This window comes from Deltaproteobacteria bacterium (assembly GCA_028818775.1).
GTDB lineage: Bacteria > Desulfobacterota > Binatia > UBA9968 > JAJDTQ01 > JAJDTQ01.
The window spans coordinates 23,662-37,179 of record JAPPNE010000044.1; the positions used below are offsets into that span (position 1 = coordinate 23,662).

Genomic DNA, 13,518 nt, shown 5'->3' on the forward strand with positions numbered 1-13,518 from the left:
TCGTCCTCACGCGATCGCGGGGGTGCCACCCTTTGCGGTTTCGGGCCGCAAGCCCGAGCGGCGCTAGATCGGACGCAGGGTTGTGGACAGAGGTGAAACGAGTGTTCTCTCCGACAACCTCGCCGGCTATGTTGATCCGCCCCGATTCGGGCTTCAGAGGCTCGTTCCCCGATTAGCGGAAGCAACCCATATGAACCAGCGCAAGTAAGCGGTATACTGACTCATTGGTGGAGTGAATCCCTTGTGGCCCTAAGGACAGCGGCCTCGGGTTCGCGTATTTCAACAGGTGAGATACAGTGGGAACGGCTACAGTACAGACGGCACGCGCCACTAGGCAGGAATCCCCACCTTCGGCATCTGGTGTCTTGTCAGCCTTAGCCGGCAACTATCCACAGCAAAGGCTCCTGCAGACCAGGTGCTTGGAAGGCTCGTCGTGACGGAGGTCAGAGGATGGGAGCGGAACCGAAGGGTCCAGCGGGAAGTTCGGCGTTAAGAGGCACCGCTGGTGAACCAGACAGGCCCGGACGCGGCGTGGCCAGCCAGAAAGTTCTGCCATTAGGGCGTCCCGAACCGGACCGCCATCCGTCTAAGCTCCTGCAACCGCAACCCGCCTACACAACGGATTTCGGCGCGATGTTTCAGGCGGATTCGTCCCAAGGAATGGCGGCCATGCCAGACGAGAGCGTTGACCTAGTTGTCACTTCGCCTCCCTACGCCCTTCACTTCAAGAAGGAGTACGGAAACGCCGAAAAGGAAGACTACGTTGAGTGGTTCCGGCCATTTGCCCAACAGATTTTTAGAATACTTAAACCCGAAGGAAGCTTTGTCCTAAACATTGGTGGCAGCTATGAAAAAGGAAGACCCACTCGCTCCCTTTACCACTTCCACCTCCTGCTAATGCTCTGTGAGGACATTGGATTTTGCCTCGCCCAAGAATGCTTCTGGTACAACCCCGCCAAGCTTCCCAGTCCCGCGGAATGGGTAAACGTAAGACGAATCCGAATCAAGGATTCTCTGGAGTATGTGTTTTGGCTTTCCAAGACGCCGTTCCCATACGCAGACAATCGGCAAGTACTGGAAGAGTACAGCGACGACATGCGCCGCATGATTACACGCGGATACAAGAGAAGGAAACGTCCGAGTGGTCACAACATCACCGACAAATTCCAGGCTGACCGTGGCGGCTCGATCCCTTCCAATGTCTTGATGAGGGGGAACAACGAGAGCAACTCTCCATACATCCGGTTGTGCGCTGAGTATGGGATTAAACCCCATCCTGCGCGATTTCCATCCGCCCTCCCTGAGTTCTACATCAAGTTTTTGACTCGCTTGAGTGGTTTGGTCGTCGATCCATTCGCTGGCAGTAATACGACCGGCGCCGTGGCTGAATCGTTACACAGACAGTGGTTGGCGTTCGAGACGGAGCCCAAATATGTCGAAAACTCGAAGCTGCGTTTCGGACTCATTCCTGAGCAACTAAAATGCTCACAAACGTAGACGACCTGCTCGTCACTGCCAGAAAGGTCTTCAGTTCTTCGGATGTACCCAAACCGTTTGCGCTGCTTCAGGCAGCGGGTAGGGTGAGGCGTGGCGAGACCCCAGCCGCCATCGCGCGGGAAATCAGGTCTACACGGGCAAAAGTTCAGGAAGTGGCTGACGCGACTGATCCAATCCGTGCGGTCTTCGGCGTCAGTCTGACCGACGCTTCCACCGACGATGCTCTGGCGAAGACACGGAGAGGTGTTGGCCAGATGTTGGTCGGGACTCTCGCAGAACGCTCCTTCGAGGCAACTTATCGGAGTATCGTGCAGACGGATGAGCTTCGCCTGGAAGATGATCGAGCGGGCCGGACCGACACAGACTACCGGGTCTACAACGGTCAAGACCGCCCCGTGTTCCGAATCAACATCAAATTCCACGGCTCGGCTTTTCGTAAGGCTGTTGAACTGGTGGGTCTCGAATCTGCTGATTGCTTCCCGCTCGCGACCTACAAGATTTATTCCGCCAGGAAGAAACAAGAGCAAGAATACCTGCCCTATCTGTTTGTCATCGTCAGCATTCCTGGACTAACCGGCGACTCCGCGGGTGCTGCCGTACCGGAGGACGTGACGCACCTCACAGCGCTGTACATGAAGTCGTCGCAACCGCGCAAGCAGAACTTCGAGGACCACATCGTTCATCACTTGGTGGACGCTCCGCAAGTCCGGACAGTCGCGGAAGCAATCAAACGGATCAGCGTACAAATAGATAGTGCACCTTGGCGGGTCATTTCTGCACGCCGTGCAGACCGACTCCTGCACGAACTACTCTTTGATCGAGTTTACGCCGTACGCGTAAGAGGGTTTGCGAGCAACTACAGTCGTGCCGAAGTGGACATGCACTTCTCCATTTCCAAGGACTTGACGGCACTCGAAGAGATGCTGGTGCTGTTGCGCGATCACGGGTTGCAGGGGCTCACGACGCGTATCGAGCGCGGAGATCTTTGAGGCACTACTTCACGGCAAGGAGAAAGCTCGATCGGCTAACGACTTTGCGAATCGCTCCCTGTAGGTACGGGTCACGATGCCGACTCCTAGGCTTGCGAAGACCTCCGCGAGCCAGCAAAGCCGAGGCTGAGGCTGATCACCGGGGCGAGGCCCGCGGCGACGATGGCGAGGGCCGGAAGCGCCGCCTGCTCGAACGCTTCGTAGGAGGCGTACTCGTAGACGTGGGTCGCCAGGGTGTTGAAGTTGAAGGGCCGCAGGATCAGGGTCATGGGCAGCTCCTTCATGGCGTCGACGAAGACCAGCATGGCGCCGGTCATGAGGCTGCCCCGCAGCAGGGGGAAATGGATGCGGGCGAGCAGCCCCGCCGGACGGTGGCCCAGGGAGCGGGCCGCCGCGTCCATGTTGGGCGTGATCTTGGTGAGCCCCGCTTCCACCGAACCGAAGGACAGGGCGAGGAAGCGCACGGTGCAGGCGAAGACCAGGGCGTACAGCGTGCCGCTGAAGATCAGGCCGGTGGCGGTGCCGAAGTACTGGCGCATGAAACCGTCGATGAGGTTGTCCAGGGCGGCCGCGGGGATCAGTACCCCCACCGCCAGCACGACGCCCGGGACCGCGTAGCCGATGCTCGCCAAGCGCGTGGCCGTGCGCACGAAGCCGGTGCCGGACAGCCGCGCTCCGTAGGCGAGAAAGAGGCCGCCGCACAGGCACACCAGCGCGGCAACGCCGGCCACCGCTATGCTGTTGAAGGCGAGGCCCAGGGTGCTGACGCCGACGGCGGCGTCTTCGCTGCCGATGGCGGAGGCGCCCAGCAGCACGGCGGGGACCAGGAAGCCCAGGGCCACGGGCGTGGCGCAGGCCAGGAACGCCAGGATGCCGCGGGTGCCGTTTAGGCATGCGATGGGGTCGCGCCGGGGCGCGGACTGGCTGAATTGAAAACGCCGCCGCCCCCGGGCGATATGCTCCAGGGCGGCCATCACCAGCACCAGGACCAGCACCATGGAGGCCAACTGCGCCGCCGCCGGCGTGTTGTTCATGCCGAACCACACGCGGTAGACGCCGACGGTCAAGGTCTGCACCGCGAAGTAGTCCACGGTGCCGAAGTCATTGAGGGTCTCCATGAGCGCCAGCAGCACGCCCACCGCGATGGCCGGTCGCGCCAGCGGCAGGCCCACGCGCACGAAGCAGCCCCAAGTGTCGTGCCCGAGGCCGCGGGCGGCGTCCCACAGGTTCTGCGACTGCTCGACGAAGGCCGCTCGCGCGAGCAGGTACACGTAGGGGTAAAGCACCAGGGACATGAAAGTCGCGGCGCCGCCCAGCGAACGGATTTCCGGAAACCAGTAATCGCCCGGGCGGTGCCAGCCGAAGAGCTGGCGCAGGGCGGTCTGCACCGGACCGGCGAATTCGAGCAGGTCGGTGTAGGCGTACGCCACGATGTAGGAGGGCATGGCCAGCGGCAGCAGCAGTGCCCACTGGAGCACGCGCCGGCCGCGGAACTCGAACAGGGTGACCAGCCAGGCCGTGCTCACGCCGATGACCAGCACGCCCGCGCCCACTCCGGCAATGAGCAGCAGGGTCTGGCCGATGTAGGTCCCCAGGACGGTGGAGGCAAGGTGCGTCCACGCGTCCCCGCTGTTGTCCAGGGCGATGCCCAGCACCGCCAGCATCGGGCTGAAGAACAGCGCCGCCAGGGCGAGGATTCCGAGGGTCCAGCCGTCGAGCCGGGACGATCGGGAGCGGGCGCGTTGGTTGGGAACCTGCGGCGCGGCCGAGGCCGCGCCGGCGGGATTGGTCTGCGTGTCCTGCATCTGCTGGCTGCTCCGGCCGCGGCCGGGGTGATGCCCATGCGCGGTGCGGCCGAGGGCGAGCCTGAAGCCCGCCCTGCGTCAGATGCCGGAAACTAGCACAAGAAGTCTTGTGACTCAAACCCTTAATGTTAGAGTGGTGGAACTTTTCAGGAACCCGTTGCCGAACGTACCCGTTTCGGCTCGCTGGCGGCCGGTAAACGGGTACCCACTGGTTGTCCCGCCCCGGCACCGGCCTCCCCGGCGGCGGCCGGTTCCTCCGCCGCGACATCCCGGTCCAGGTAGGTGCCGGCGGCCAGGACTTGCGCCAGGAGGCGCTCCAGGCGCGCCGAAGGGGCATCCGCCTGGGCCGGGTCGGGCACGGCGTGGAGCTCCCTCGGGGCCTGCTCGCGGGCGAGTTCCTCGTAGCCCCAGCGGGCGAGCATGTCGGCGCAGGTGTCGGATTCCCGCACGTCGAGGATCGCCGGGGCGCCCTCGGCGTCCGTTTCCACCGTGACCTCGGCCGGCCGGCCGAAGAGGTTGTGATCGCTGCTGAGGGCTTCCTGGTAGGCGCCCACGAACAATACCGCCAGGGCGTAGGCGTCGTCCCAGGGCAGCGCGTGGAGCTCGAAGGTCGAGCGTGGTTCCTGGGGATGCGAGAACTTGTTGATGACGCCGTCGGAGTCGCAGGTCAGGTCCGCCAGCACCGCCTTGAGGGCGGGCTTCTCCTTGAGCCGGCTGGTGGGCATGATGGGGAACAGCATGTCCAGGATCCAACTGTCCGGCAGCGACTTGAAGATCGAGAAGTTGAACGCGTGCAGACGCGCGGCGATGCGTTCAAGAGCCGCCTTGTCCTCGCCGTCGAAGCGTCCGTGGCGCGCGTAGCGGCTCGCCAGCTCGACGATGCGGGAGAAGGCGGACTCCGCCTGCGCGCGCTGCTTGAGCGACAGGAAGCCCAAGGAGAAGGCCGACAGCATCTCGTCCTTCTTCTGGTAGGCGTCGTGCAGATACTCGCGCCAGTTCTTGCTGTTGATCTCCACCACCATGTCGTTGAGCTCGTTGACGGCGTCCACGTTGGACGCGCGCGCTCGGGCACGCACGGGTTTCGGGCTCGTTTTGGGCTGTTCGAGCGGGTCCACCAGCAGCACCTCGTGGTGGGTAACCAGGAACCGCCCGGCTTCGGTGATGATGCGCGGCTCCACGATGCGCGCCCGGTCCAGCACTTCCTTGGTGGTGTAGATGATGTCGTTGGCGTATTCCTGGACGTTGTAGTTGACGCTGGAGTCCGCCGAGCTGTTGCTGCCGTCGTAGTCCACGCCGAGCCCGCCGCCCACGTCCAGTGTGTCCAGGGGGACTCCCAGCTCCTTCAACTCCACGTAGAACCGCAGCGCTTCCTGGAGCGCCTGCTTGAAGTTGCGGATGTGGGTGATCTGCGAGCCCAGGTGGAAGTGCAGCAGCCGCAGGCGGTCCAGCAGCCTGCACTCCTTGAGCAGCCGGGTGCAGTCCAGCAGGTCGGACGCGGTCAGGCCGAACTTGGAGAGGTCGCCCGACGACTCCTCCCAGCGGCCCATGCCGCTGGCGTTGAGCTTGACCCGTGCGCCCAGGCGCGGGCACGGCAGCCCCTTGGCTCGCAGCTCGGCGATGAGCTCGTACTCCCGCGGGCGCTCGAACACCACGACGATGTTGTAGCCGGCCGCCCCGGCCGCGGCCGCCAGCTCGAGATAGGCCGAGTCCTTGTAGCCGTTGCAGATGATCGGACCGGTGCTGTCGCGCAGCATGGACAGGGCGATGCACAGCTCGGCCTTGGTGCCCACCTCGAGGCCGGCGCCGTGGGGCCGGCCGGCCGCGCAGATGCGCGCCACCGTGGCCTTGCGGCTGTTGACCTTGAGGGGATACACGGAGGTGAACGAGCCGCGGAAGTCGAAGGTCTCGGTGGCCGTCTTGAACGCCCGCTGGAGAGTTTCCATCTGGCGGTCGATGAGCTGCGGGAAGCGCACCAGCACCGGCAACCGGACCCCTTGCCGCTGCAGGCGGATCACGAGTTCGTGCAAGTCCACCTTGCCGGCCGTGGCCGTATTCGTGATGACCTCCAGGTGACCCGCGTCGTTCACGTTCACGAAGCCCTCGCCCCACGAACGCCAGTGCGCAAACGGTTCGCCCGCTCCCAATGGCAGCCTTTTCATCGTCCCGTGGTACCCTCCTTGCCGTTTGCTGATGCGCGCGTTATCCGCGTCGACTCGCCCTGAGCCGCCGTAGTCACTCCCGCCTCCTGCGTCACTCCCCGCACCACCCCTGGATTCCCGCTTTCGCGGGAATGACGGTGGGGTTGGGAGTGACGCAGGAGGGCCAGAACCGCGGTTCGCGATTGTACCATAGTTTACGGCTGTTTGTGGGGAGGGGAGACGGATCAGCGCGCCAGGCGCAGGCCCACGTCCGCTTCCGGCTTGGGCGCGTGCTGTTCGGCCAGGTAGGCGTAGATGGCTTCCTGGGCGTGCGTTCGACTGCCGCCGGCCGCGGGCTGGTAGCGGTTGCGCAGGTCCTTGTCCAGCACCCGCGCCTTGACGTTGTCGTCCCAGAGGATGTCGAGCAGGTCCTTGAGCCGCTTCTTGAGCGAAGGATCGTAGACGGGACAGGCTACCTCGACCCGGTGGTCCACGTTGCGTTCCATCCAGTCGCCCGAGGAGATGAAGAACTTCTCGTCGCCGCCGTCGGCGAACGCCATGACCCGCGAATGTTCCAGGAAGCGGTCGAGGATCGCCGTGGCCTGTATGCGCTCGCTCACGTCCTTGACACCCGGAACCAGCGAGAACATCCCGCGCACCATGAGGCGCACGTCGACACCGGCCTCGCTCGCCTCGTAGAGTTTCCGGATCAGGCCGCGGTCCTCGAGGTTGTTGACCTTGAGGATGATCCAGGCGGGCAGGCCCTTGCCGGCGTTCTTGATCTCGGTGTCGATGAACCGCGTGAGCTTGCGCCGGGTGTCGTAGGGAGAAACCAGCAGGTGCTTGAAGGTGGTCCGCCGGTAATTGGATTCGAGGAAGCTGAAGACCCGCTTGACCTCGCCGGTGATGCGTTCGTCGGCGGTGAACAGGCTGTCGTCGGTGTATATGCGCGCGGTGGTCTCGTTGAAGTTCCCGCTGCTGACGTTGGCGTAGAGCACGGTCTTGCGGTGCGACACCCGGGTGATGAGGATCAGCTTGGCGTGGACCTTGAGTCCCGGCACGCCGTGGATGACCCGTACCCCTTCCTCCTGCAGCCGCTCCGACCAGTAGACGTTGTCGGCCTCGTCGAAGCGCGCCTGCAGCTCCATCACCACCGTGACCTTCTTGCCGTTGCGGCTGGCGTTGATCAGCGCATTGACGATCTTCGAGTTCCGCGCCACCCGGTACAGCGTCATCTTGATGGAGCGCACCTTGGGGTCGATGGCGGCCTGCCGCAGGAACTCGATCAGGTAGTCGAAGTCCTGGTACGGGTAGTGCACCAGGATGTCCCGGCGCCGGATGGCCTTGAAGAAAGTCTTCTCCGCGTCGATGTGTCCGTGCGGCAGCGGCGGCAAGGGAACCGCCGACAGCTTCTTCGGGCCGATGCGCGGGAACCCCATGAAGTCCTTGAAGTTGTGATAGCGTCCGCCGGGGATGAACGGTCCCGACTGGTCGTCCAGCCCCATCTTGTCCTTCAGCAGCTTGAGCAACCGCCGGGGGATCTGGTTGTCGTAGATGAAGCGCACCGGCGCCCCGGACCGGCGCTGCTTGAGTCCCTTGGAGATCTTCTCGATGTAGCTCTCGTAGAGGTCGTCGTCCAGGTCGAGTTGGGCGTCGCGCGTCAGCTTGATGGTGTAGGCCTCGAAATGGTCGAACGGGAAGATCGAGAAGATGTCCTTGAGGCAATAGCGGATGACGTCGTCCAGCAGGATGACGTAGTGCCGGTCGCCCGCCCGCGGCAGGATCACGAAGCGCGACAACACGTCGGTGGGGATCTCGATCAGCGCGTATTCCGACCGCCGGGAGCCGCTGCTGTAGAGCCAGATGGCAAGATAGATGGCCTGGTCCTTGAGCTGCGGGAACTCCGTCAGGTGGTTGATCATCAACGGAATCAGGTTCGGCCGCAGCTTCTGCTGGTAGAATTCCTCGATGAACGCCTGCTGATCGCGGTTCAGGTCCTTCTCCGTGACGATGGAGATGCCGTGGCGCCGCAACTCCGCGAGAATGTTCCGGTAGATGCTCTCGAAGTCGGCCTGCTGCTTCAGGACGACGGCATGGATTTCCTGGAGCACCTGTGCGGGGTCGTCGCCCATGAGGCGCTGCGCGCCGGCGCCGATCTGCTCCAGGCGCCGCAGGTGCGCCACGCGCACGCGAAAGAACTCGTCCTGGTTGGACGAAAAGATCCCGAGGAAGGTCAGCCGCTCAAGCAACGGCACCGACGGGTCCGACGCCTCCTGAAGGACGCGGCCGTTGAACGCCAGCCAGCTTATCTCCTTGTTTCGCAGCGGCAGCGTCGAATTTTTTTTCCGTCCGGCCATGGCAACGCAGGAACGAGAAACTACAACAAAGAGGAATTTTGATCAATTGTTATCCGTCGACTTCGCTCGCGCTACGCTCAGGACGAACGGAGCCCAGCCTTCCCCGTTCGTCCTGAGCGTAGCGCAGCGAAGTCGAAGGACCCTAGCCGACCGCTTCCGCGTGGTACCGCAGGTCGTAGTAGGCGGCGAGGTCGGTGCCCTTGCCCGGCGGGAGATCGAACGAGACCCGGAGGTCCAGCGGCACCTGCAACCCGTCGACGTCAAGGTCCGTGGTGGCGGGCAGGGAGGACAGCTCCTTGGCCGCGCCTGCCTCGTCCAGTTCCAGGGCGTTCCGCAGCACCCCGAGCGCCTCCGCCCGGTTGCCCGGGTCGTTGCCCCACGCGGTGGCCTCGGCCAGGCACTTGAGGAGATCCACCAGTTCGCGCCGGTGCGCCGCCGCCCACGCGGTGGTGACCGCGAAGACGCCGCCCGGGTAGTTGGGCAGCACCTCGCGGTAGTCGGCGATGCGGCGCATGCCCTCCGCTTCCGCCCGCCGGTCCCAGGGCGGGTTCAGGATGCCGGCGAAGGTCTGGCCGCTCTTCATGGATTCGAAGCGCGGACCGGTGGCGCCGACCGGGTCCAGCTTGTAGTCGCCGCGCTTCATGTCCAGTCCGTGGGCCAGCAGGATCCGCCGGAGCACCAGCGCGTAGGCCGTGTCCACGGCGTCCACCGCCAGCAGGCGGCCGCGCAGGTCCTCCCAGTCGCCGATCTCGGGGCGCACGTACACTGGCAGGCCCATGCGCTCGGAAGCCCGCGCCACCGCGTGGATGTCGGCGCCCTCGCGCCCCGACCAGGCGAGCACGTTGTCGAAGGCGGTGGAGGCAAGATCGTAGGTGCCGTCGCTCAGGCCGCGCATCTGTTGCGTGGAGCTGCGGGTGACGATGGTCTCCACCTCCAGGCCGTGGGCGGCAAAGAGGCCGCGTTGGCGTCCGATGACGACCGCGGGGTTCTCGCCGAAAGTGATGAAGTGAACGAGCATGCGGGCCTCCGGGTGATGGTTCTATGGCGTGTTCGTACACGAACACGCCGGGAACCGCCAGCGCTCCCGGATCGTCGGCCGGCCCGCGCGGAGAGGGGAGAGGGAGGCGGGCTCGCGGCCCGCCCCCCTCGGTGAAGGGAGTCAACGCAGGGCTTCGTCGCCGCGTTCGTTGGTGCGGATGCGGATGACCTCGTCCACGGTGGTGACGAATATCTTGCCGTCGCCGATCTTGCCGGTCTGGGCCGAGTTGAGGATCGCGTCGACGGCGCCGGCCAGCAACTCCTCCGGCAACAGCACCTCGATCTTGACCTTGGGCAGGAAGTCCACGGTGTACTCCGCGCCGCGGTAAAGCTCGGTGTGGCCCTTCTGCCGCCCGAACCCCTTGACCTCGCTGACGGTCATCCCCGAGACGCCGACGGCGGTCAGCGCCTCCTTCACTTCATCCAGCCGAAAGGGCTTGATGATGGCTTCTATCTTTTTCATGAAGTTCCTCCTGCGCAATGAAGCGGGAATGCGCCTACCAGCTATAACCCCGTTCCTCGTGCTGACTCAAATCCAGGCCCATCTGCTCGTCGTCGTCGGACAGGCGCAGACCCATGGTCGCGTTGAGAATGCCGAGAATCACCAGGGTCCCCACGAACGCGAACACCATGGTGCCGGCCACGCTGACGAACTGGATCCACAGTTGCCCGGGGTTGCCGAAGAACAGGCCGTCGGCGCCGCCGGAGTTTACCACGGTGGAGGCGAACAGGCCGGTGGCCAGGGCGCCCCACACGCCGCCGACGCCGTGCACGCCCACTACGTCCAGCGAGTCGTCGTAGCCCATGCGCGTCTTGAAGTTGCACGCGGCGTAGCACAGGATGCCGCCGCCCGCGCCGATGATGATGGCGGAACCCGGGCTCACGAAGCCCGCCGCCGGCGTGATGGAGACCAGGCCCGCGACCGCGCCGGTGGCGGCCCCGAGCAGGGTTGGCTTGCCTCCGCAGGCCCATTCGGTGAACATCCACGCCAGGGCCGCTGCCGCCGCCGCGGTGTTGGTGGTGACGAAGGCCACCGCCGCCAGACCGTCCGCCGCCAGCGCGCTGCCGGCGTTGAAGCCGAACCAGCCCACCCACAGGAGGGCGGCGCCGATGACGCTGAACGGCAGGTTGTGGGGCATCATGGCGTCGCGCCCGTAGCCGCGCCGCTTGCCGTAGAGCAGGGCCGCCGCCAGGGCGGAGATGCCGGAGCTGATGTGCACCACGGTGCCGCCGGCGAAATCCAGCGCGCCCATGGCGCCCATCCAGCCGCCGCCCCAGGCCCAATGCGCCAGCGGCGAGTAGATGAACGTGCTCCACAGGACCGCGAAGACGACGAAGGTGCTGAACTTCGCCCGTTCCGCGAACGCGCCGGTGATGAGGGCTACCGTGATGATGGCGAACATCATCTGAAACACCATGAAGGCCAGGTGCGGGATGCCCTCCACGATGTCGGGGTTGGGCTCCGCGCCCACGCCGTTCAAGGCGAACCACTTGAGGTTGCCGACGATGCCGCCCACGTCCGGGCCGAACGCCAGCGTGTAGCCCCACAGCACCCACGTAATGCTGATGAGGGCGACGACGACGAAGGTCTGCATGATGGTTCCCAGGACGTTCTTGGTTCGGACCAGACCGCCGTAGAACAGGAACAGTCCCGGAATGGACATCATCAGCACCAGCGCCGAACAGGTGAGTATCCAGGCGGTGTCACCGCTGTTGATTTGCACCAGATTGTCCCCCGTTTGAAGTGATTTCCTGCCTCGCGGTTCGATCCGCGGGCGGATGTCGGGAGAGAAGAAGCAAATACGGTGCCAACAGGGATGTCGGTCTCTCGGCTCGCGGGAATGACGTTCCGAGCCGGCGGTTCGTTTCCGCGCTTGCTCAACAAACAGGCATGTGCGCAACAAGCAGGCAGGTGAGGACCGGCGGACCGCCCGTCCCCCTATCCTCCGCGGAGTCTCTGCCTGAGGTTCGCGTGCTGCTCCTTGATCCCCGCCGGGAGCCGGTCTTCGAACTTCTCGAAGAACTCCGACTGGCTGCGCAGGTTCGTGCGCCAGCCTTCCCGGTCCACGTGGAGCAGCCGGTTCAGGGCGCCGCCGGCGACGTCCGCTCCGGCGCAGTCGATGCTCGAAGTCTTGGGCAGGTAGCCGATGGGGGTCTCGTCGGCGCTGCCGCCGTCGCGCGAGCGCTCGATGATCCACCGGAGCACGCGCAGGTTCTCGCCGAACCCGGGCCACAGGAAGCCGCCGCGCTCGTCCCTCTGGAACCAGTTCACGCGGAAGATCTTGGGTGGACGGGTCAGGCGCTTGCCCATGGAGAGCCAGTGGTTCCAGTAGTCGCCCATGTTGTAGCCGCAGAACGGCAGCATGGCCATGGGATCGCGCCGCACCACCCCGACGGCTCCGGTGGCGGCCGCGGTGGTCTCCGACGCCAGGGTGGCGCCGAGGAAGGTGCCGTGGGCCCAGTCGAAGGACTGGTAGACCAGTGGAACCAGCTTCTGGCGCCGGGCGCCGAAGAGGATGGCGCTTATGGGGACGCCCTGGGGGTTCTCGCGCTCCGGCGAGATGGACGGGCATTCGCCGGCGGGCACGGTGAAACGGCTGTTGGGATGGGCCACGGGACCCTCCTTGGCGAGGTGCCACGGCCGCCCGCGCCAGTCGGTGACGCGCTCGGGCACCGGGTCGTCGTGCCCCTCCCACCACACGCCCCCGTCGGGTTTCAACCCCACGTTGGTGAAGATGGTGTTCTTGCGGATCGTGCGCATGGCGTTGGGGTTGGTCCTGGAGTTGGTCCCGGGGACCACGCCGAAGAACCCGGCTTCGGGGTTCACCGCCCACAGGCGCCCGTCGTCGCCCACCCGCAGCCACGCGATGTCGTCCCCGACGGTGAACACGCGCCAGCCCTTCATGGACTCGGGCGGCACCAGCATGGCCAGGTTGGTCTTGCCGCAGGCGCTCGGCAACGCGCCGCACACGTAGGTGGTCTCACCCTCCGGGCTCTCGAGGCCGACGATCATCATGTGCTCGGCGAGCCAGCCTTCCCGCTGGCCCAGGACGCTGGCGAGCCGCAGCGCCATGCACTTCTTGGCCAGCAGCGCATTGCCGCCGTAGCCGGAGCCCACGCTCCAGATGGTGTTGTCCTGCGGGAAGTGGCAGATGAAGCGCCGGTCGATGTTCAGGTCCGCCTTGGAGTGGAGTCCGTGGGTGAAGTCGTCTGAGCCGCCGAGGTGGTCGAGGGCGACCTGGCCCATGCGCGTCATGGAGCCCATGCTGAGGGCCACGTACACGCTGTCGGTCAGCTCGATGCCGACCTTGCTGAACGGGGAGCCCGCCGGTCCCATGAGGAAGGGAACCACGTACATGGTGCGCCCGGCCATGGAGCCGTCGAAGATCACCCCGAGCCGGTCGTAGGCTTCGTCCGGCGCCATCCAGTTGTTGGAGGGGCCGGCGTCGTCCTGCTCGCGGGAACACACGAAGGTCAGATGCTCCGTGCGCGCCACGTCGTTGGAGGCGCTGCGGTGGAGGTAACAGCCCGGCAGGCTCTTCTGGTCCAGCGGGATCAGGTCGCCCTCGCGGATCGCCAGTTGGGTCAGCCGTTCCCGCTCTTCCTCCGAACCGTCGCACCAGACCACGTCGTCGGGGCGGCACACGGCCGCCGCTTCCTTCACGAACTTCCGAACAGCCTCGTTCACGTGCAT

9 protein-coding genes are annotated in these 13,518 nt (G+C 65.0%); 2 read left to right on the forward strand and 7 right to left on the reverse strand.

The features are described 5' to 3' along the window. Positions 1–531: 531 nt before the first annotated feature. Together OXU42_04110 and OXU42_04115 are read left to right on the forward strand one after the other, a co-directional pair. Entirely contained in the window at positions 532–1,497 is a 966-nt protein-coding gene (locus OXU42_04110) for a site-specific DNA-methyltransferase (GenBank protein MDE0028574.1), read from the forward strand. Next, on the forward strand, positions 1,482–2,486 hold the full coding sequence (locus OXU42_04115; protein MDE0028575.1) for a hypothetical protein: 1,005 nt from the start codon (positions 1,482–1,484) through the stop codon (positions 2,484–2,486). Before OXU42_04110 ends, OXU42_04115 begins: the two co-directional genes overlap by 16 nt. A gap of 86 nt (positions 2,487–2,572) precedes the next feature. Here the strand turns inward: OXU42_04115 and OXU42_04120 are convergent, their stop codons facing one another. The 7 genes from OXU42_04120 to OXU42_04150 form a co-directional block, all read right to left on the reverse strand. After that, the gene (locus OXU42_04120; protein ID MDE0028576.1) at positions 2,573–4,291 is read right to left on the reverse strand and encodes an iron ABC transporter permease; all 1,719 of its coding nucleotides are present in this window, start codon (positions 4,289–4,291) and stop codon (positions 2,573–2,575) included. Positions 4,292–4,437: 146 nt separating this feature from the next. Further along, positions 4,438–6,450 carry a biosynthetic arginine decarboxylase gene (speA, locus tag OXU42_04125; GenBank protein ID MDE0028577.1) on the reverse strand — a complete coding sequence of 671 codons (2,013 nt, stop codon included), beginning with the start codon at positions 6,448–6,450 and terminating at the stop codon, positions 4,438–4,440. A gap of 224 nt (positions 6,451–6,674) precedes the next feature. Then, a complete protein-coding gene (ppk1, locus tag OXU42_04130) occupies positions 6,675–8,786 on the reverse strand; it encodes a polyphosphate kinase 1 (GenBank protein ID MDE0028578.1) in 2,112 nt (703 codons plus the stop codon). Positions 8,787–8,928: 142 nt separating this feature from the next. Next, a complete protein-coding gene (locus OXU42_04135; protein ID MDE0028579.1) occupies positions 8,929–9,804 on the reverse strand; it encodes an ABC transporter substrate-binding protein in 876 nt (291 codons plus the stop codon). Positions 9,805–9,945: 141 nt separating this feature from the next. Then, positions 9,946–10,287: a P-II family nitrogen regulator gene (locus OXU42_04140; GenBank protein ID MDE0028580.1), complete on the reverse strand. Its 342-nt coding sequence runs from the start codon at positions 10,285–10,287 to the stop codon at positions 9,946–9,948. Between the two features lie 34 nt (positions 10,288–10,321). Beyond that, a complete protein-coding gene (locus OXU42_04145) occupies positions 10,322–11,542 on the reverse strand; it encodes an ammonium transporter (GenBank protein MDE0028581.1) in 1,221 nt (406 codons plus the stop codon). Between the two features lie 221 nt (positions 11,543–11,763). Further along, positions 11,764–13,518: a phosphoenolpyruvate carboxykinase (GTP) gene (locus OXU42_04150; GenBank protein MDE0028582.1), complete on the reverse strand. Its 1,755-nt coding sequence runs from the start codon at positions 13,516–13,518 to the stop codon at positions 11,764–11,766.